General features: G+C 36.5%; 15 protein-coding genes. 7 read left to right on the top strand and 8 right to left on the bottom strand.

Annotated elements, in window-relative coordinates:
* Positions 1 to 120: 120 nt before the first annotated feature.
* On the bottom strand, positions 121 to 2,139 hold the full coding sequence (locus P9B04_RS24950) for a pentapeptide repeat-containing protein (protein WP_342057657.1): 2,019 nt from the start codon (positions 2,137 to 2,139) through the stop codon (positions 121 to 123).
* A 161-nt stretch (positions 2,140 to 2,300) separates the two neighbouring features.
* Between P9B04_RS24950 and P9B04_RS24945 the strand changes: the two genes are divergently transcribed.
* Positions 2,301 to 2,504 (top strand): hypothetical protein, encoded by a 204-nt coding sequence (locus P9B04_RS24945; protein ID WP_342057656.1) that lies wholly within the window; start codon positions 2,301 to 2,303, stop codon positions 2,502 to 2,504.
* A gap of 89 nt (positions 2,505 to 2,593) precedes the next feature.
* On the opposite strand, the gene P9B04_RS24940 is transcribed toward P9B04_RS24945, so the two are convergent.
* Both P9B04_RS24940 and P9B04_RS24935 read right to left on the bottom strand, forming a co-directional pair.
* Positions 2,594 to 3,460, bottom strand: coding sequence for a fructosamine kinase family protein (locus P9B04_RS24940; RefSeq protein WP_342057655.1), 867 nt, complete (start codon positions 3,458 to 3,460; stop codon positions 2,594 to 2,596).
* Positions 3,461 to 3,674: 214 nt separating this feature from the next.
* Positions 3,675 to 4,970 (bottom strand): M16 family metallopeptidase, encoded by a 1,296-nt coding sequence (locus P9B04_RS24935; protein ID WP_342057654.1) that lies wholly within the window; start codon positions 4,968 to 4,970, stop codon positions 3,675 to 3,677.
* A gap of 121 nt (positions 4,971 to 5,091) precedes the next feature.
* Here P9B04_RS24935 and polA point away from each other — a divergent pair, with 121 nt between their 5' ends.
* From polA to P9B04_RS24915, 4 genes are all read left to right on the top strand, one after another.
* Positions 5,092 to 8,004, top strand: a complete 2,913-nt coding sequence (gene polA, locus P9B04_RS24930; protein ID WP_342057653.1) for a DNA polymerase I — start codon at positions 5,092 to 5,094, stop codon at positions 8,002 to 8,004.
* 211 nt (positions 8,005 to 8,215) lie between these two features.
* The gene (locus tag P9B04_RS24925) at positions 8,216 to 9,577 is read left to right on the top strand and encodes an efflux RND transporter periplasmic adaptor subunit (protein WP_342057652.1); all 1,362 of its coding nucleotides are present in this window, start codon (positions 8,216 to 8,218) and stop codon (positions 9,575 to 9,577) included.
* A gap of 183 nt (positions 9,578 to 9,760) precedes the next feature.
* Positions 9,761 to 11,746, top strand: a complete 1,986-nt coding sequence (locus P9B04_RS24920) for an FkbM family methyltransferase (protein WP_342057651.1) — start codon at positions 9,761 to 9,763, stop codon at positions 11,744 to 11,746.
* A gap of 36 nt (positions 11,747 to 11,782) precedes the next feature.
* Complete coding sequence (locus P9B04_RS24915; protein ID WP_342057650.1) at positions 11,783 to 13,084, top strand: FkbM family methyltransferase; 1,302 nt, start codon at positions 11,783 to 11,785, stop codon at positions 13,082 to 13,084.
* Positions 13,085 to 13,172: 88 nt separating this feature from the next.
* Here P9B04_RS24915 and P9B04_RS24910 read toward each other — a convergent pair whose 3' ends face one another.
* Positions 13,173 to 13,898, bottom strand: a complete 726-nt coding sequence (locus tag P9B04_RS24910) for an FkbM family methyltransferase (RefSeq protein WP_342057649.1) — start codon at positions 13,896 to 13,898, stop codon at positions 13,173 to 13,175.
* 193 nt (positions 13,899 to 14,091) lie between these two features.
* Between P9B04_RS24910 and P9B04_RS24905 the strand changes: the two genes are divergently transcribed.
* A complete protein-coding gene (locus P9B04_RS24905; RefSeq protein ID WP_342057648.1) occupies positions 14,092 to 15,432 on the top strand; it encodes a sulfotransferase family 2 domain-containing protein in 1,341 nt (446 codons plus the stop codon).
* Positions 15,433 to 15,536: 104 nt separating this feature from the next.
* Here P9B04_RS24905 and P9B04_RS24900 read toward each other — a convergent pair whose 3' ends face one another.
* Positions 15,537 to 17,354 carry a tetratricopeptide repeat protein gene (locus P9B04_RS24900; protein WP_342057647.1) on the bottom strand — a complete coding sequence of 606 codons (1,818 nt, stop codon included), beginning with the start codon at positions 17,352 to 17,354 and terminating at the stop codon, positions 15,537 to 15,539.
* A 371-nt stretch (positions 17,355 to 17,725) separates the two neighbouring features.
* Between P9B04_RS24900 and ftsH the strand changes: the two genes are divergently transcribed.
* Complete coding sequence (gene ftsH / locus P9B04_RS24895) at positions 17,726 to 19,711, top strand: ATP-dependent zinc metalloprotease FtsH (RefSeq protein ID WP_342057646.1); 1,986 nt, start codon at positions 17,726 to 17,728, stop codon at positions 19,709 to 19,711.
* Positions 19,712 to 19,848: 137 nt separating this feature from the next.
* Here ftsH and P9B04_RS24890 read toward each other — a convergent pair whose 3' ends face one another.
* The 3 genes from P9B04_RS24890 to P9B04_RS24880 all read right to left on the bottom strand — a co-directional run bounded on the left by P9B04_RS24890 (position 19,849) and on the right by P9B04_RS24880 (position 21,826).
* The gene (locus P9B04_RS24890; RefSeq protein WP_342057645.1) at positions 19,849 to 20,643 is read right to left on the bottom strand and encodes a sulfite exporter TauE/SafE family protein; all 795 of its coding nucleotides are present in this window, start codon (positions 20,641 to 20,643) and stop codon (positions 19,849 to 19,851) included.
* Positions 20,644 to 20,675: 32 nt separating this feature from the next.
* A complete protein-coding gene (locus P9B04_RS24885; RefSeq protein WP_446718046.1) occupies positions 20,676 to 21,119 on the bottom strand; it encodes a hypothetical protein in 444 nt (147 codons plus the stop codon).
* Between the two features lie 308 nt (positions 21,120 to 21,427).
* On the bottom strand, positions 21,428 to 21,826 hold the full coding sequence (locus P9B04_RS24880) for a hypothetical protein (RefSeq protein ID WP_342057643.1): 399 nt from the start codon (positions 21,824 to 21,826) through the stop codon (positions 21,428 to 21,430).
* Positions 21,827 to 21,940: the final 114 nt, after the last annotated feature.

Raw genomic sequence — 21,940 nt, 5'->3', positions numbered from 1 at the left:
TGATAGGAATTGATATTTTTCAGCTGATAGCTGATAGCTGAACGCTTACAAACTAGCCATTTTTATCGAAGGTGCAAGACCTGAGTTATATCTCAAACTTAATTCTTTTTCTAATCGAGATTAAATTGTAATGCCTAAAAAGGTGATAATTTGAGGTAGGATACTTTGACAAGCTTTATATAATTTAGTGGCAGGTTCTAAACCTTTGGCTATGGTTTCTAATAATTTGACAGCACGAGTTGCTTTTTTTTGTAATCCTTGATCATCAGGTTTTTGAGTAGCTTCAGCAATAGTTTTGACTTTATTAGCGGCTTCTGCTTTTTCATCTTCGTCTAGTTCATTTTCTGTTTCAATGGCTTGCGTTAATTCTTTTAGTAAGGTTTTTAATTGTTCATTTTCATTGTTATCACTCTCGGAAATTTTATCGATGGTATTGTTCACATCTTCTATAATTTTTCCTATGTTTAAGTTTCCAGAGTTATTAATATCACCAGTAGTAATTTTTGTACTATTATCGGGACTGTTATTCATGGCGTTTGTCTCTATATTAATGGGACGACTGGCTAAAGTTTTTGTTATTTCCATCATATCAATACTTTGTTGCCGATAGATAGTTATTTCAGTTTCTTTTGCTTCTAGTTGGGCTTTATATTTGGCTTCTACTGCTTCGAGTTTTAGCTGATAAGTGTCATTAACATCTTGATGTATCTTTTCTTTGTTAGCATCGGGAGGAACTTTAACTTTAACCACAAAAACCCCATCCCCTTTATTTTCAATACTGGAAACTTCTAAGGGTGTATCTTCATTTTCTACTTGCACCGTTTTCATAGTTTCAATAAACGCTTTCCAGTCAATACCATTCTCAAAAATTAGATTAACAGTATCAAATACTTCCTCAAATAATTTAGTAAATTCTCCTGCTTGAAACTCTCCGCTACTGGGTTGACGTTCTTTTTCATTGTTTAAAAGATAAACATATTGACAATCAATTTTATCGAGGATAGTTGTAGCATCAATATTCCAGTTTTCTAAACAAGCACCGGTTAAATAAGCACTATTAAAATTAGTGTAAACTGCATTGACTTCTGTTAAATTAGCATCAGATAAATTTGCATACTCAAAGGTTGCTCCACTAATATCTGCATTTTTTAAATTAGCTCTTTGTAAGTTAGCTTCTTTTAGATATGCTCCCCTTAAGTTAGCTTTGCTTAAATCTTTTTCCTCTCCACTACTAGGGTTAATTAATAAATCTCTAACTATTGGTTTTTCTAATAAGGTATTTCCTGGACGAGCTAAGTCTAATTTAACAGTATCTTTGAAACAAGTTCGAGTCAATATAGCTCGGTTGAAATTGACATTTTTTAGGGTTGCTCCGGTGAAGTCAGCATCAGTTACTGTTGCGCTATAGAAAGATGTACCACCCATAGCAGCAAAAGCAATGACAATCTTTCGTAACCAAGGATCTCTGGTTTCATCTTTGAGGGTACAATAACCCAGATAACAGGCAAATAGGGTTAACGCTACGGCTCCGGCTACGGCTACGGCTACGGCTCCGGCTACGGCTACGGCTCCGGCTACGGCTACGGCTCCGGCTCTGGCTACGGCTACGGCTCTGGCTCCGGCTACGGCTCTGGCTACGGCTACAGCTCCGGCTACGGCTACGGCGAAGGCTCCGGCTACAGCTCCGGCTACGGCTACGGCGAAGGCTCCGGCTACGGCTACGGCTACGGCTCCGGCTAAAAATATTACCCCTCCCCCCAGATTTTTACGAAAACTAATAATACAAAAGATAATTATAGTAATTAAACCTGTCCATCCTGATACTTTACTTTCAAGATCAGACTCGAAGCTCAAAGCAACGATATATCCTAATAAAGCTAAGAAAAAACTAGATATTATAATTAATACCAAAACAACTAATAATAAAAGAATCAACCATCTTTTTTGTAGTCCAGCTTTTGCTCCAATAAACTTGGTATTTGTGAGGTTTGCTTGACTAAAATTTGTACTTTGTAGCTGACAGTAACTAAAATCTGCACCAGATAAATCTTGTCCCTTAAAATTTGCTCCTCGTAGGTTTAACCGTTGGAAGTTTCGTTCTCCGTTTTTGTATGCTTTAATTACATCAGCAGCTTTCATAATGACTGACAGGGAGAGTTTAATATCTTGATTATATTTTACAAAACAATTACATTAACATCGAGAGCAAAAAGCTAATCTTAAGATTCTCTCATTTTAATCAAAAATGCTACACTATAAATATTCTTACCAAAATCAACAGAATTATTCAAGTAATCATCATGAAATTAAAAGTTACAGAAAAAGGTGTATTTATTCCTAAAGAATTATTAGGAGATAGTCAAGAAGTAGAAGTTACCCAAGAAGATGAAAAAATTATTATTACTGTGGTAAAAAATAGACCTTCTATTTGGGATTTAGGGAAAAACCCTGTAAAATGTGATGTCGATGATGTTGCTATTAATCATGATATTTATCTATATTAATTTATGAAAAATTTCTATTTTTCATAAGTTTTAACCTTAGATAATCATTTCGTTCAAGCTGGTTTTCAATGCTTCCCTTAACTGAGTATCTAACTTTTCAACACTTCTTGAATCATAAAATTAGCCTGAGAACCGTAACCGCCACCAAATAAATTAAAGTGGTTTAAAATATGATAAAGATTATACAAAGTTTTGCGTTTTTTGTACCCTTTATCTAAAGGAAATACCTCATTATATCCCCGATAAAAAGCCGCTGGAAACCCTCCAAAAAGTTCCGTCATAGCGATATCAACCTCACGATCGCCGTAATATGTTGCAGGATCTAAAATAACTGGTTCTCCTGCGTCTGTAACTGCTACATTTCCTGACCATAAATCACCGTGAATTAAGGAAGGTTGAGGCTCTATACCTGATAAAATTTGTCTGACTTTTTCAACAACTTGATTATAATTACCGAAATTTCCTCCCTTTCTGTTAGCTAATTTTAATTGAAAGCCAATACGATGATCGGCAAAAAAATTAGACCATTTTTCAGTCCAGTTATTAACTTGTGGTGTAGAACCAATGGTATTATTTTGATGCCAACCAAACTTATTTTCTCCTTGATATTTGTGCATCTTGGCTAAATTTATCCCCATTTCTTCCCAAGCAGTATTATTAGAGCTTCCAAATTCTAACCATTCTAAAACAATATAACTAGAACTATCTGTTGCTCCCCAACAGATCGGCTTAGGAACTCGAATAGTTTTAGTTTGTGCCATTTCTTTTAATCCCAATGCTTCGGCTGCAAACATTTCTACTTGAGATGCACTGTTAATTTTCACGAAGTATTTAATATCAGAGCCAATTAAACAATAACCTTGATTAATACAGCCACCACTAACGGATTTTTGCTTTTCAACTGTAAAGGATTTTCCTGTTGTTTGACTGATATGCTCACAAATTTGTGTCCACATTATTTTTGACCTTAAATGATTAACGGATTGATAGTTGAGAATGATAGACAAATTATCGCCAGTTGATGAATTTATAACCTAAGTTTTTGTCAATAAATTGATGTAAGGCTGGCAAACTATACAAGTTATTAACTCTGATAAAATGAGTTCCATATAAGCAAATTTATACAGAACTTTCTCAAACCATCGGAACAAAAGAATTAACTCTGAACTCCTAATTTTTATTGGTAACAACCGTTATCCCATAAGCAGCCGTATCAAGATATTTTTGAGCCGCCTTTTGAATATCGTCAACCGTTAAAGATTGGATAACCTTGGGGTAAGATAAAGCAGGATTTAGAGATTCCATTTGAGAATAATAATAGCCATAAAGATTGGTGCGATCGCTTGGTCTTTCGCTACTAAAGATAAAGCGATTTACAGCTTGTCTTTTAATGCGTTTTAACTCTTCTTCTTTGATAGATTCTTTTTGAATGGTTTGTAAATGTTCAACAATTGCCTTTTCAACTTCTGAAACATTTTCTTTTTCTAGCTTAGCAACAATATAAAACATTCCTTGTACTGTTTGGGTCATATTACTGGCACTAATATGAGACACTAAACTTCTATTTTCTCGTAAGTCTTGAAATAAACGAGATGTCTTCCCTCTTCCTAAAATAGAAGCCAAAACATCTAAGCCATAAGTCTCATTTATATCCAATAAACCAGGAACCTTCCACATCATAATTAAGCGTGCTTGTTGCAGTTGTTCATCTTCATATTCGCAACGAATAATCTTGGGAAAAGGTGACTCAGGAGAGACGGGAAAACTCAAAGGTTGTAAAGACTCTGTAGGCGTTTTTTGGTGATAATAAGTCTTCTCAAAACTATCACTAACAATATTAATTAATTGTTCAACCGGCAGATTTCCCACTGCAACTGCGGTGACTGAGTTAGGTTGATAACAACTACTATGAAACTGGCGCATTTGTTGAGGTTTTAACCCTTCTATTACCTCAGATGGTCCCAACACCGGACGACGATAGGGTAAAATATCAAAACAGGTTTCCATCGCTTTATAAAATGTGCGACGATTAGGGTTATCATGGGAACGGCGAATCTCCTCTAGAACCACTAATTTTTCCCTGCCAAACGCATCATCTTCGATAATAGGGTTAAATATCACATCCAACTGTAACGGCACTAAGTCTGCAAAATCGTCCGGCGCGCTGGTAATATAAAAATGGGTGTACTCTTGAGATGTGGCTGCGTTGGTAACTGCTCCTCTTTGTTCGATGCGTTGTTCAAATTCTCCATTTTTCAAGGTAGGAGTCCCTTTAAAGACCATGTGTTCCAGGAAATGAGCCATTCCGTTGATTTCATTGGGTTCTAATGCAGATCCCACTTTTAGCCAAACATTGAGGTTAACTGCCTCCACAGGCATTTGCTCAGCGATAATGGTTAACCCATTGGCTAGGTTGACAATGGTGGGTGTATGGGTAGCCGATGAGTCTGGTACGGAGGATAACATAGAGATGGTGCTGTTGATTAAACTTGTTAGTTATATGTTAGTAAAGTGCGTCGGGTTTAATCAAATTTACAGTTATTTTTTGTTATTCTAATAGTACATAAATATTTAATCCATTTTACTTATGCCGCATTCGTCCAATTTACCGCTTTTACTTCTTATTGATGGTCATTCTTTAGCTTTTCGTGCCTATTATGCCTTTGCCAAAGCGAGAAGGGGACCATTAAGAACATCTACGGGTATTCCTACTAGTATTTGTTTCGGGTTTCTTAATTCTTTAATTCAGGTTATCAAGTTAGAAAAGCCCGAATATATTGCCATTGCTTTCGATACTGCTCAACCCACGTTTCGCCACGAAGCTGATGCTAATTATAAGGCAGATAGGAAAGAAACACCAGAGGATTTTATCCCCGATATTCAGAACTTACAAAGATTACTAGAAGCGTTGAATATAACTATTATAAAAGCCCCAGGATACGAAGCCGATGATATTTTAGGAACCGTGGCAACCCAAGGAACTGAAAAGGGTTATCGAGTAAAAATTGTTAGTGGCGATCGGGATTTGTTTCAACTGGTTGATGATGAGAAGAAAATCAGTGTTTTATATTTAGAAAGAAATGCAGTTAAAAGTTCATCAGGGGAAGGTTATACGGAGTTTGACATCCCTGGTGTGACAGAAAAAATAGGCATCAAACCTACACAAGTAATTGATTATAAAGCCTTGTGCGGTGATAAATCAGATAACATTCCTGGGGTTAGGGGAATAGGGGAAAAGACGGCAGTTAAGTTGTTAAATGAGTACGGAACTTTAGAAGAAGTTTACAATAACATTGAAAAAATTAAAGGGGCTAATCAAAAGAAACTGAAAGAAGGAAAAAAAGAAGCAGAACACTCTCAGTTTTTAGCTACAATAATCACCGATGTTCCGTTTGAATTTAAAGCAGAAGAGTGTGAATTAAAAGGATTTAATTTTGATGCAGTAAAACCTGTTCTAGAAGAATTAGAACTTAAAAAGTTTATCAAAGAAATCAATCAACTTCAAGAGGATTTAGGGGGAAATATTACCCTAGAATTTGAAGAGAAAGTAAATAAAAATGAAACACATCAACTGTCGCTCTTTGATAACACTTCTAAACAAGAAGAAACTGTTAACGAAACTGATGAAGATGAGAAAGAATCTTTAATTAAACCTCAAATTATTACAGAAACAGAACAACTAGAAGAATTAGTCCATAAACTTTCAACCTTTACTAATGCAGAAATTCCTATTGCTTGGGATACAGAAACAACAGACTTAAACCCTCGACAAGCTGAGTTAGTTGGTATTGGTTGTTGTTGGGGAAATAAACCCACAGACATTGCCTATATTCCCATTGCACATACACAAGGAAAACAACTGCCAAAAGAAAAAGTTTTAAACACATTGCGAGCTATTTTAGAAGATAGTCACTATCCTAAAGTTTTCCAGAATACTAAATTTGATCGTCTGATTTTTAAACACCAGGGAATCAATTTAAATGGTGTAGTTTTTGATACCATGTTAGCTAGTTATGTTTTGCATCCCGAGAAAAGCCATAAATTAAGTGAGTTATGCGAACAATATTTGCATGGTATTACTTCCAAAAACTACAGTGAATTAGGAATAGGCAAAAAACAAACCATCGCCGACTTAGATATTGAAACAGTAGCCGAATATTGTGGCATGGATGCTTATGGAACATTCTTGTTAGTAGAACCCATCAAACAGGAACTAAAAGCAGTTTCTACCCTGGAAAAACTACTATTAGAAGTAGAACAACCCTTAGAAGCTGTCCTATCCATTATGGAAGACACAGGAATTGTAATTGACACAGAATACTTAGGCAAACTCTCAAAAGAACTCGAAGGAAACTTATTAACCTTAGAAGAAAAAGCATATCAAGCAGCCGGGGAAACATTTAACTTAGGATCACCCAAACAACTAGGAGAAATATTATTTGATAAATTAGAACTAAACCGTAAAAAATCAAGGAAAACAAAAACAGGATATTCTACAGATCATGCTACCCTTGAAAAACTAAAAGGAGATCACCCCATCATTGATTATATTTTAGAATATCGTACCCTATCTAAACTAAAATCAACCTATATTGATGCTCTGCCAGAATTAGTCGATAAACAAACAAAACGAATACATACCAATTTTAATCAATCTGTAACCACCACAGGTAGACTGTCTTCTTCTAACCCTAACTTACAAAATATTCCCATTAGAACTGAATTTTCCCGTCAAATAAGACAAGCATTTATACCTGAAGAAAAGTGGTCATTAGTTTCCGCCGATTATTCGCAAATTGAGCTAAGAATATTAGCCCATCTAAGTCAAGAACCCGTTTTATTAAACGCTTACCAAAACGCTCAAGATGTGCATAGTGTCACAGCAAAACTATTATTTGATAAAGAAAAAATTACTCCCCAAGAAAGAACCCTCGGTAAAACTATTAACTTTGGGGTAATCTATGGTATGGGTTCCCAAAGATTTGCTAGAGAAGCAGGGGTTAGCCCGGCAGAAGGAAAAGAATTTATCAATAAATATCGTCAACGTTACGCAAAAGTTTTTCAGTATTTAGAGAGTATGAAAAAAGAAGCGATCGCCAATGGATATGTAACCACAATTTTAGGAAGAAGACGTTATTTTAACTTTTTTGACGATAACTTATATCGTTTTCGTGGTCACGATCCTCAAACAATCGATCTCAACAAAATAAACATAAACTATAATGACTCTCAATTATTAAGAGCTGCAGCCAATGCACCCATACAAGGATCAAGCGCAGACATTATTAAAATTGCAATGGTAAAAATACAAGAAATTCTCAACAACTATCGAGCAAATTTACTGCTACAAGTTCATGACGAATTAGTATTTGAAATTCCAGCCAAAGAATGGGAAGAATTAGAAACTAAAATTAAAACCACTATGGAAAGTGCTGTCACATTAACAGTTCCTCTAATTGTCGACATCCATGCTGGTAAAAATTGGATGGAAGCTAAATAAACTGAGTTAGGAGTTCGGAGGGTGTCTGCTTGTAAGCTATTAAGCATTTAAATTGCTCCCTGCTCCCTGCTCCCCGCTTGAGAGAGAAAAAATCCTTAACCGAGTAGTATTGCAACACCTTATTGTTATCTTTCGTTACAATGAGAAAGCTTTGAAACCCAAAATCCCATTCTTTTGCTAAATTCTAAGAGACCTTAGAAACATCAGTCCCATGAAACCCCCAACACGATCTCAACAATGGCTAGGAAGCGCGCTAATAGTTTCTTTGTTAGCAGTAGGTTGCGCCTCAAACGAACCCTCTGCTACAGGTCCCCAGGCTGTTGAAGTGGAGCTAAAAACCCTGGAAACCGCTACCCTTGTTGACAGTGGCACTTATGTAGGAACCCTCGAGGCTAGACAACGGGTAGAATTAGCCCCCAGTCGAACCGATGGGAGAATTAAACAAATCTTTGTCCGTGAAGGGGATCCGGTTCGTCAGGGACAAAAATTGATCGAAATTGAACCCCAACAGCAACAGCAAGACTTAGTGGCTGCCACCGGTAACCTCAAAGTAGCTATGGCTGATCTCAAAGTAGCAGAAGCCGAACATCGCCAACGAGAAGCAGAAAGAGATCGCGCCATAGCCGATGTAGAGAATGCAAAGGCTCAGTTAGCTAGTACAGAGGCTAATGTAGAAGAAGTAAAAGCACAACTAATATTAGCTGAGAAAGATTACAAACGGGCGGTGTTTCTTGAGTCAGAAGGAGTAGTCCCTACACAAGAACTTGATGAAGCAACCAGTACATTAGATACTACTAGAGCAGAGTTGCAATCAACCATTAAAACCCGTGATGCTTCTCAACAAGCTCTCAACGCACAACAAAATAACTTACGAGCAGCGGAAAAACGGGTAGATCAAGCCTTAGCAACCATAGATAGTCGTCAATCTGCGATCGTTCAAGCACAGGGACAACAGGGTTCTACTGCTGCCACCTTAGATTACAATTTCTTGTTATCCCCTATCACTGGAGTGATGGGTGAGTTTAATGATAAAAAAATTGGTGATAGTGTCACCGTCGGGGAAAGAATCACCACCATTACTGATAATCAAGTCTTTTATCTCAACGTCAATATCCCCACAGAAAACCGCAACCGTCTTCGTAAAGGACTTCGAGTTGAGCTAATTAACACAGAAGGTGAGCCGGGGATTGAAGGAAGAGTTACCTATATCGCCCCTTTAGTAGATCAAAACGCTCAATCTATCCTCGTAAAAATGGAGTTTCCTAACGATGGCAGTCTGAGGGATAGGCAATATGTGCGAGCAAGGGTAATTTGGGAAACTCAGCCGGGGGTTTTGGTTCCCACCAGTGCGGTGAGCAGTCTTGGAGGACAGAAATTCGTCTTTATAGCCGAAGCGGGTGAGTCTGAGGATAACTTAGTAGCCAAGCAGATTCCAGTGAAAGTGGGAGCTATTCAGGGTCAATCATATCAGGTTATCTCTGGCATTAAACCAGGCGATCGCATCGCTGTTAGTCGCATTCTTGACTTAAAAGATGGTCGTACCATTAAAGAAGCTTCTGAAACGATTCAGTGATTCTCTACGGTTAAGCTGTTAAGCATTTAACTCATAACTTGTGTCAAATGCACAACAGCTTATGGGTTGTGGTTAACTGTCCAGCATTTAATCGGGAACATTAACAACAGAGGGAAAGTCGATGCAGGGGAAGAATAAATGCTTTTTTCATAAAAATAGCTGAAAAATATCGGGAATAAAGTAATGTCCAACCCTTCATTAGAAGCAATAATATCAAAAAATAATCTAATCAGAGATGAACTCAGTTCACTCATCAGTGGACAGACAACCACCACCCAAAAAGATCCATCTCTCCCCGATATCCCCCTCAAAAACCCCGATGTTATCCTAACCCCTAACGAAGTTAATCTACGCCACGGAACCGGTGTAATCGTTAGAAACATTTTTTCTGATAGTGATAATATTCTTTCGATTCGATTTCATAACTACTACGACGGCAAACAGGATTTTGGTGATGTTAAATTCTGTTTTTGTATCGATGGATTGTCTCGTGCAGAAGCTTTTACAAAACTCACTCAACTGTTCCAAGGAATTCAACCAAAACGTATTTTATGCGTTGTCTATTCACCACAAGAAGTTATCGCAGCCATCGCCCTAAAAGAAATCTTTAACGCCCCATTATGTACTTACATAATGGACGACAATAATTTATACACCTCCGATGATAATACTATTTCTTCGGATTTGATGGAGGAATTACTACAAAAATCTTCTCTACGCCTAGCAATTTCCCCGGAATTACGAGTTGCCTACGAGCAAAGATATGGGCTAAAGTTTTGGTTATTACCCCCGATAATTGCCCCTAATTTAATCACCGAAGAAATCCCCAATATTGCCACAGAAACCTCATCTGAAAAAAGAGGAATTTTAATCGGCAATATTTGGAGTCAACAGTATTTAGACTATTTACGAGATGCTATTAGAGACACCAGCGTTCAAGTAGATTGGTACTTTAATAATTACTATAACCCTGCATGGTTAACTATTGATGAAGAAGAATTTGCTAAGGAAGGGATTTTTGTCCATCCTCCCCTAGCAGAAAGCGATTTACGCCAAACTCTTAAAAAGTATAAATTTGCAATTATTCCCTCTGGAAAACTAGATACAACGGATAATATTCAAAACATTGCTCGTTTAAGTTTACCAACTAGAATACCTTTTATTTTAGCAACTTCTAATACCCCTTTATTGGTTTTAGGTAGTAAGTCAACCGCTGCCGCAAGATTCGTTGCACGCTTTGAAGTGGGAATGGTTTGTGATTACAACCCAGAAGCAGTAGAGGAAGCTGTTAGTTTTATGGACAGTACAGAAACACAGCAAACCATGCGTCAAAAAGCTGTATCTCTTGCCAAGAAATTTTCTTCTGAAGGTATTGCTAAATGGTTGTGGGATTCTCTAGAAAAAGGAGAACCCAGTGATGATAAGTTTGAAAACTTGATGCCTTTGTTACCAAAAGATTTTGCTTATTATATCGAAGATCCCACACCTAAATCTATTTGGCGAGATTTTGCTCCTGTTTATCAATCTTTAAAAAGGCTCAGAAAACAAGGATTTAACCCTAACTTTGTGATTGACGTAGGAGCATCAACAGGTATTTGGTCTGATACAGTAAACTATGTCTTTCCTGATGCCAAATATATTTTAGTTGATCCCTTGTTTTCTAAATACGATTCTTCAGCCATTGATTACTATATTAGGAATCATAAGAACTTTGAAATGGTGGAAGCTATGGTTTCTAATAAAACCGGTGAGGGAACCATTACAGTTACAGAAGATTTATACAATAGCTCGGCTTATGATGTTAATAATGCTGAGGTTGTCGAAACAATAACCTCCCCAATTATTACCTTAGACCAGTTATTAGAAGAAAAGTCCTTAACAGGAAGAGGACTGTTGAAATTAGACGTACAATTTGCTGAACATTTAGCAATAGAAGGGGGGCATAAATTATTAGAACTTGTTGATGTTTGTATTATAGAACTTTCTCTCTGGAAGACCAACGAAGATACAAAATCCATAGTGGAAATGATAGATATAATGGCTGAGTTAGGATTTCGTTTTTATGATGAAGTTGGTTATTGGAGAATGCCCCAAACAGGAACTTTATTTCAAAAAGATATCGTCTTTGTCAAAAACCCTCTATATTTAGAACCAGATCAACTTCTTTAGATATTAACAGTTATTTTAATTGCGGAGAAAATTCAGATGTTTGGAAAATTAAATCGGATTAAAGTCATTAAAGACTTGGTTGTGGAAAAGCTAGATGAAGTCCTATCTAAGCTGACTTCTCTAGATTTTATTGAACGAGGAGTTAATCATTTAGTAGAAAATCAGTATGTTATTTTTACATCTTTGATTCATGTTACTAATCTACTAAAAGATATCCTTAATAGAATGGGGGGCGAGTTTCAAAAAAATGAGCAAGTTATCAAGCAAACAGAAGTTAGCTTAAAGAATTTCTTTACTGTTTCCTTGGGAGAAACCATAAGCCAACAAGCACAAGAAAGAGAACAAGGTTTCATAAATGTTATTAAGAAACTAGAGGAAAACCAGAATACAATTCTCAGAAAGTTAGACAAAACAGATGACACAATTATTAAAAAATTAGAGGAAAATGATGAGGTAATTATTAAGAAATTAGAGGAAAACGATGATGCAATTCTTAAAAAATTAGAAGAAAATGATGCCATTACAATTGACTTAATTTCTGAACATAAAGAAAGTTCAAAATCTGAACCTGATGTGTTACTGATGGGTTTTTTATACTCCTTCTTACCTTATCGAGTTGCCATTGATGTTGGTGCTAACATTGGCAATGTTTCAGAAATGTTACTAAGATCAGGTTACGAAGTTTATGCTTTTGAACCTTATGTACCAACCTTTGCGAAGTTAACGTCGAGATTAAATAATCATCAAGACTTTTACCCTATGGACGTTGCTATTGGTGCTGACGATGGTGAAATAGATTTGTACATTGCAACAGACACCAGTGGACAAAATTTCTACCAGGAGACTTCTTTATATAACACTTTATCACCCCATTCTATGCCTCCAGGATTAGAATTTACGGATAAGGTTTCTGTAACAGTTAGAAGTTTAAAAAGTTTACAAGAAGATGGCAAAATACCTCAAGAAATTGGACTATTAAAAGTTGACGCTGAAGGATACGATTTAGAGGTTATTCGTGGAGCCACTAACACTTCTATCCCCGTCATCGTAACAGAGTTTTGGGATAAAAATCATGCTTTCGCTAAATTTGATGCTTTCAATAGTCTCAAGGTATTAGTACAAGAAATGCACCTGAGAAAGTATTACTGGTATATTGTTGTTGCTCGCAAGGAAAATAAGAATTCGTCAGATTTTGTTTATGATGTTTTTTATTATTGTAACTTCCCAGAAACCTTAAACAACTCATGGGGTAATGTGTTTTTCTTTAACGAATATGAACTATTTAGAAAAGCACTAGACTGGTGTTCTACTATGCTACCCATGTGCTATTTTAAATAGGAAACTTTTAGTCAAATTAGAGGAGCTTGGCATAACTATTTCCTTCCAAGCTCTACGACAATTTAGATTAATGATTTAATGTCTTAAATCAATCCATTTGAGGATAATACCAGGGTTTAACAAAATCTAGTTCTAAATCTGTAAAGGATTGGACATTAATAAAAACACAATCAATAGAACCTAACACCTGATCAGAATTACGAAAGCTACCAACAATATCCCACAACCGAAAATTATAGGGAAGTAACCACTGAATCAGTTCATTAAATAATGGTGTATTCTCACCATACCCACGATAAAGCCAAGATTCGAGCAGTAATACATCAACCTTACCTAATATACTAGAAGCTCCTTTTAAGATAGACAATTCACAACCTTGAGTATCCATTTTAATCACTTGGGGAATAGGGAGAGATAATTCAGTCATCGCATCATCTAAAGACCACATCTTAACAGGAACTTTAACAATGTCGGGGTTTTCAGAAGATATTTCTAAAGCGGTACTTCCGAATTTATTAGCAAAAGCATTCATCTGGATTTCACCACTTTTTTCCCCTAGCGCACATTGATGAAAAGTAAAATTGGGATTTTTTTCTAAAATCTTATCCATCAAGGACTTATAGTCCTCAAAATGATCCACCAAAGGTTCAAATAAATAGTAATTTGCATCAGAATAAACTTGAGATATATTGTAAGACCAAGTTCCATTAGATGCACCGACATCAAAAATAACTTTTGGTTGATATCCAAAGTTTTTTAATAGTGTAAACAAGTCTTGATCAAGTTGAGCAAAATTCTTTGTAAGGCTCTCCATATCTTGTTTTTAAAAATTATAGTTTAGCTACATTAGTATAGCATTACCTACAGAAAATTAATCATAATTTTAGTATATAATATTTACTATATGAGAAACTTTTAGTTTCCCAACTGTTTAATAATCCTAAATCATAGTTTGAGTCATGCTAGTATAAATTACAGGCTTGAAACTTATGAACTTTTAATTACTTATGAGTATTTCGTCACAGACTCTACATACTGATGCTTTACAATCTCTACACTTTTTACATATACCTAAAACGGCAGGGACTAGCATTAGAAGCTGGTTAATGGATCTTTACACCGAGAAAGATTGGCTACCTTGTCATTTTCTTGAAGAGCTTGAACAACGTTCAGATCAAGAAATAAAAAAGTATCATTTTTTCAGCGGCCATTTGGGAATAAATTGGTACGCTAATTTAGGGCATACTCCTCACACTTTTACTTGGTTACGCAATCCTTTAGACAGGGAAATGTCCCAATACTATTATGTCAAAAACACCATAGATGTTATTTTAAGTTTATCCCTTAGTCCTTTAGAAGCCAATTATTTTAACGCGGTCAACAATTTATCCATGAGTGAACTTTATCAGTCATCTGCTTATATAGGTTTTTATGATAATCTACAAGTAAGATTTTTAGCAGGAATTTTTCCAATAAAGCAACAGGAACCTATTTATTGTAATGATGATATTTTAAATCTAGCTAAAGAGAACCTGCTGAAGTTATTTTTCTGGGGAATTTGTGAATTAATGGAGGATTCAGTAGTTCTATTTAACTATTCGTTAGGAATTCCTCCTAGACAGTTAAACCTATCTTTAAATAAGAGAAAAAAAGCAGCTGTTGATCATCAATCTTCAGAAGAAGAGCGTAAAATTATTCAGAAAATTAATTATTATGACCAACAACTTTACTCTTTTGCTAAGTCAGTTTTTCAGGAAAGATTTAAAAATTTTACTGAAGAAATAAACCTTGATTTTCAAACATATCCTCAAAAATTAAGAAAAAATAACCAAAAAATTATTGAGTATTTGAGAAGTAATTTTCAAGAAAAGCAGAGATCAGTATCCAAACTAACCCAAATTGATTTTGATTTTTCTGAAGCGATCTTTATCGAGAATTGGTATCCTCGATTTTACTATCATCCCATCAATAAATGGTTAAGATGGGCCGGTCCAGAAAACACATCCTATATATATGTACCTCTAGCAGAAAACAATAAGTATCAAATTAGTTTTACGATCTTCTATACCATGTCTAGAGATATTTTAGAGTCATTATCTTTATGGATAGGAGAAACAAAGATTGAATTGGATGTGCAAGAAAATAATAAAAATGAAAGGTTAATTACTTATCAGTTTAAGGGAATAATTGGAGAAAACTTAATTAGTTCAACTACTCCTTATACTCCATTAAAATTTGTTGTTCCTAGAACAATACCTCTAGAAATTCCTAATCATGATGGGGATGTTGTAGAAACAAGTTATGTCAGCTTTGCAACAGATGGTTTAACTATTCAACCTTGTGATTAAAGTGCAATAGTTAGACATATATTTCTCAATATAGTAAACAAGTTTACCTTGATTTACCCTCCATAAAAACTGAAGTTTTAACTTCTTTACCTTATATTTAGAACTTACGTTGCTTGATAGTCTTCTAGTATTTTCGGTAACTCATCATAACCATCAACTCCAATTAATTTAATAATTTGTGGTCTATTTTGTTCGAGTAATATTTTAAATTCTGTATCGGTTATTTTCCCTTTTATGATGATTAATAAACCCGCAGGTTGTCGATATTCAGCAGAATCAATCTGATTTAATAGATACATTCCCAAACCCCCGTAATAGATAGTTTTAGACATATCTTCTAAGCTATAATAAGCTTCGGCCAAGTAGCTAAAATTTAGACCTTGTAAATAAGTATTCCCAGAATTCAAAGCCATTTTTATCCCTTTTTCTAGGGAAGTAATAGCAGCAGAAGGTTGAGATAAAATTACATAGGCAATCCCCAAACTATTATAAGCAAGTGCTTGACTTTGATAGTCTTCTAATCTTTCTGCTAAAACAGCCCCTTGTTCTAAATAATTAATAGCAGATTCATAGATTTCTGGGGTCATTTGTTCCACTTCTTTGGCCCTAAATACCTCGCTGTAGCCTACATTAATTAATCCGTTCGCTTCCCCTAATTTATCTCCCACTTGACGGGCAAACATTAACGCTCTTTGACTATAATTAATCGCTTGATCATAATCTTTTTCGGCAATAGAAATACGGCTCAAATGATTAAAGTTAGCAATTTCGCAAGGCTTATCTAATGCTTCCTGGGCAATTTCTAAGGCTTCTAAATGAAATTTTCTTGCTTGTTGGTAATTTCCTAGAGTCAGTTGAGAATAGGCCAGTAGGGTTAATATCCTTGCCTTCTCTTGGGTTCTTTCAACCTCTTTTAAAGGGTCATCAAAATAAGTTAAAGTATCTCTTAAATTTTCTCCTGAAAAAGAAGCAAAAATACCGCCGTATAACGGGAAATCTTTCCGCTTAGTTAACTGGCGTAATGATTGTAACATCATCAGAAAATATCCTTCTCTTAAGTTACTATTTTTGCCTGTAAATCCTTGAGAAAGCTGAGCAAAAATAACAGAAAATATCAGCAGAGTGCTGTAGGATAAACGTTGACCAAACTTAGCATTATAAGGTTGTTCATCAAACCATTTTACTAAACCCTTTTCTAGAAAATGTAATACTAAAATTAATTCAACCCACGCCCTTAACTCTACCTGATAACTTTTATTAGATAAATCCGCAATCGATTCGTTATTAGCTAAACTTTTGAACAACATTTGCCCTAAAGGTAAATTAGTTTTTTTCTCCCACCAAGGCCAAGGCCCCTGCTTTTCAGCACCGAATCCTAAACCGCTTTGATTTTGTTCATAAATCCAAGCAATTAAATCGGGTTCCAAACGCAAAAATTCTGTTAATCCATCCTTAATACCGTTTGCTAACTCTAAGACATCTAAACCTTCACTGGAGTCCTTAAGAAGTTGAGAAAGTTTTTGTAATTGTTCTCTATTTAAACTATTGTTATTACTTTGATCCAAACAGGGCAAGAAAGCCGCTAATAAATGTTGAGCATCAGCATTTTTAATTTGCTCTGTGGCTAAAGTAATCGTTTGTTCATTTTGGTTTTCTTTTTGCCACCGTTCCCACTCCCCTTGAACAGTTTGTAAAGCCCTTAAAATACGGGTAGCTTTTAATTTTTTTTCTAATTGTGCGGTAGTTTTTTGAATATTCTCATCAAGTATACGTTCAAAAATTTCTCCTGTCCCTGATTCAATCTCTTTTACCAACATTCTATAAACTTGTTCTTTCGATCTAATTTTTCCTTGTAAGGTAATCTCCACAATAGAATCAATCAGTTGTTGGTAACGGTTCGATAAAGAATTAGATTCAGACATCGTTTAAGTAATCAGTAATGTAATCTTCAACTATCCTCACTTTAAACGAAAATAGTGCAACCTGAGTTCAGTTTTACAGCAATTTTCATTTGCATAGATTACAGAGTAAAAGAAAAATACTCCCCACACTTCCCACCCCTCCCTATTACTGAGCGAAGTCGAAGTACACTCCCCATAAATTTGCTTATAGCTTTTATCGGACTCATGAGGTACACTTAACTCCTGCCTCCTGCCTCAAAGCGATCACCTCTGTACCTCACAAGTATGAGAAATGCTATATATCGAACCCAGGTTACTTTGTTCGCGAAGCCCTAAGCAAACTGTTACGCTATAAGATAATCATAGTGTCTCGGACATGGTGGCCAATAACAATGGGACTCAAAAACAACTCTCGCTTTTTACGTCTTCCTCCTCTCGGCAGTCTAATCTTAATGGGAGTTGGGGTAGTTTTTCTCATCTACCTCATCTATCACTACACCAACCGTTCCAATAGTGAAGTCCCTATCGAACCCTACAGCGAATTCTTAGAGAGAGTAGAAGACGACGAGGTGGCCAGAGTCAAAATAGGCAACCGTTTAATTCTCTATCAACTGAAGTCTTTAGCCTTGCTTTCCCCTTCTGAAGACCTATTACCCTTACCAGAAAGCCCCCTCAACAACTCGCAAAACTCCCGTAACCCCCTCCACGGTTCAACTGCTTCGACACCCCTCAGAGGTGAATCCTCAAAGGATATGGTACAAGTTTTAGCCACCATTCCCATCGATGATCCCAATTTACCCACCTTACTGAGAGAAAAAGGTATCATCTTTGAGGCGGCCCCACCTCCTCAAAGTAGTTGGATCAGTACCCTTTTAGCTTGGGTTATTCCCCCTCTAATCCTGGTATTAGCCATGCAATTTCTGCTCTATCGTAACGAAGATCGAGGATCTTTGGCTTTTAGTAAAAGTAAGGCTAAAGTTTACGTAGAAGGAGAAGCCGCTAGAATTACCTTTGCCGATGTTGCAGGGGCCGAAGAAGCAAAAACCGAGTTAGTGGAAATTGTCGAATTCCTCAAAAACCCCGATCGCTTCAGTCGTATTGGTGCCAGAATACCCAAAGGGGTGTTATTAGTGGGGCCTCCAGGGACAGGTAAAACCCTCCTAGCCAAAGCCGTAGCAGGGGAAGCGGATGTCACCTTTTTTAGCATCTCTGCGTCGGAATTTGTGGAATTATTCGTGGGAACTGGAGCTGCCAGGGTCAGAGATTTATTCGATCAGGCCAAAAAACAAGCCCCTTGTATCATTTTTATCGATGAATTAGATGCGATCGGTAAATCACGTAGTGGGGGTAACGGTATCAGTGGTAGCAACGACGAACGAGAACAAACCCTAAATCAACTGTTAACAGAGATGGACGGCTTTGCAGTAGGGGATGCCACAGTCATAGTTTTAGCCGCCACCAACCGCCCAGAAACCCTCGATCCTGCCTTGTTACGACCAGGGCGTTTTGACCGTCAAGTATTAGTTGATCGCCCGGATCTTGCAGGAAGGCTGGCTATTTTAGAAATTTACGCCCAACGGGTAGAAATTGACCCAGATATTAACCTTAAGGATATTGCCACCCATACTCCAGGCTTTGCCGGGGCTGATCTAGCAAATTTGGTCAACGAAGCGGCTTTACTAGCTGCAAGAAATCAACGGGAATACGTTGCTCAAGGGGACTTTAAGGAAGCCATAGAAAGGGTTTTAGCCGGCTTGGAGAAGAAAAGCCGAGTTTTGGCGGATCAAGAGAAAAAAATTGTTGCTTACCACGAAGTTGGTCACGCTTTAATTGGGGCGGTGATGCCAGGGGGAGGTAAAGTTGCAAAGATTTCTATTGTGCCACGGGGATTATCTGCGTTAGGTTACACCTTGAAAATGCCCACCGAAGACCGTTTTTTGATGAGTGACCACGAATTTCGTCAACAAATTGCCATGTTATTAGGAGGAAGGGCGGCAGAAGAAATCGTCTTTGGTAGTGTTACTAATGGGGCTTCAGATGATTTACAACGGGCTACAGACATTGCTGAACGCATGGTAACCACCTATGGTATGAGTAAAATATTAGGGCCCTTGGCTTACGACAAACGACAACAGGGTAATTTTTTGGGGGGAAATGGCCTTAACCCTCGTCGTTTAGTGAGTGAAGAAACAGCCAAAGCAATTGACGAAGAAGTGAAGCAAATTGTTGATTCTGGGTATCAACAAGCTTTATCTATTCTCAATCATAACCGCGATCTTCTAGAAAGAATCACTCAACAACTATTAGCAATTGAGGTAATAGAAGGAGAAGAATTAAGCCAATTACTTAATCAAGTTGAGAACATTACTGAGCAATAAACAGTTATATAGAAGTTCTCATACTTGTGAGGTACAGAGGTTATCACTTTGAGGCAGGGGACAGGTGTGAAATGTACTTTAGTAACTCGCAAAGTGCCGTAGGTGTACCTTATTAGTCCGAGAAACGTTATACCTTACTAAATTTCATTGTTAATTTTCCAAATTTCCCAAGCCTGATTAGCTTCCCAAAAAGTATAAATTGATAATATGGCTAACATGGTATAGAAAGAAAAACGAACCACTTGATCCGATAATTTCGGTAAAAATCGGGTACTTATTTGTACACCGATTAACCCTCCAAAACCTAAAATAATCCCCGCCCACCAAACAACATTATTGTTTAAAGCATGACCAAAACAAGCAGAAATAGAAGTAATTACGATCACCCCTAAACTGGTTTGCACAGCAACTTTTATTTTTTCTTGTAGCAATAACATTTGTAGAGGAACCATAATAACTCCTCCCCCAATACCAAATAAACCAGCTAAAAATCCTCCTATTGCTCCCGTGAATAAACAAGCGAATTTTTCAGATAATCTCTTCTCAGATGATTGATGAGATGTTGTTGCTAAATGACGGCGCAAGTTACTTAAAAATATATTAATAATTAAGAGAAAACCAAAAGCTATTAATAAAACAAATTCAGGAATAAGATTGGCAACAATAACCCCAACTTGGGCAGTTATAACTGCAGGAATTCCTAACAATATTACCCGCCGAAAGTTCAAATATCCCATGCGCCAATTTTGAATAGTTCCCGAGGAGGAAGTAATAACAATAGCTAAACTACTGGTAGCAATAGCTTGTAAAGATGGATAATTTAGAGTGAGCAAAAGAGGAACTAAAAATGCTCCTCCCCCAATTCCTAAAATTCCTGCTAGCAGTCCGGAACCCAAACCACTAATAATTAAAATTGCGATCTCTTGTAACATAATATATTCATCATAAATTTTCCTCTGATATTTTAGTTATTTCCTTCATTAAACGGTTCAACTTCGATGGGAATTCCTACATAACCCTCGTTTCCAGGAGGAACAGTATTGTACAAATCTACATCGGGTTGTTCAGCAGGAATGCGCGAAAGTTCTTCAACAGAAATAAATTTACTATCAGATTCTAATGTTTCTTTTGCAGGAGTGTTTTGATTTTCATTTTGAAGCTTTTTAGGGGATAAACTATCAGAAGGTTTAGCATTAAAGGTAGATTTCGTTTCTACTGCTTCGTGATGATGAGACTCACTATTTCTGGTAACTTCTTGATTCGAGATAGATTCATCGTTTTCAGTGGGTGATGTTGAATTAATTTCTGATGGGTTACAAGCGGCAGAAACCAAACCCAAATAACACCTAAATTCCTCTCTCGCAAGAGAAATTCCTATCCCTGTAACAGATATCATTAATGCTGTCATAGAAAGAAAATATTTAAACACGATCGCTAAATCTCCTCACCAAAATCAAGGCCATCTTTACCTATGTTATCTTAACGCAACAAGCAACTTTTTTTGACTATGCCATATACAACCCATTGGGGATCTATAAAATTAGATCGTTCCTTGATTATCCCCTAACTCCCAATTTATCTCACCATTCTCATCCTCAATAGCAATCACTTCATAAATTGCTACTCCATGTAAAAATCTTTCTGTTGGGTTTCACTTCGTTTAACTCAACTTACGAGATCGCCGATCGCACTCCATCTGCTTAACCCGAACTCACGTTAAATTAATTCTGCTTCTTTCAACAATTTTTCAGCAATTTCTTGTCCATAAACATAAGTTAATAAACCAGGTAACCAGTCTAAAGTGAGACTGATCCCATCAGCTTCCATATATTTATAATTGCTCAAAAAATCCTTAACTTGTTGATCTAGATTCTGACAAACTTGTTTAAAGGTGGCTATAAACTCTGACGATCCTCCCAATAAGCCATAATATTCATGAGAGACTAATAATACCCATTTAGCACTTCCTGGATAAAGAACAAATTCTGAACCGTAATTGAATTGAAGATCAACAAGTCTAGCTTTTTCCGAAGAGCAAGTATAAAACTCAAGTAATTCAGACAGGGGAATATAACAATGACTTCCATATTGATCAGGTTCCCACAATTGTGACAAATAACAGTCAATATCTCCAACAATAGATGCTGCTTTTACTAAAGCATCAACTACTTTTGTTTCCAGGGTAAGCTCATCTAAAATGGTATAAAATGTACTTGACTAAGAAAGCAA

The sequence above is a fragment of the Crocosphaera sp. Alani8 genome (assembly GCF_038442745.1).
Lineage (GTDB): Bacteria > Cyanobacteriota > Cyanobacteriia > Cyanobacteriales > Microcystaceae > Crocosphaera.
Note: the sequence above shows the minus strand (reverse complement) of the source record. Positions and strands in the feature narration are given on the sequence as shown.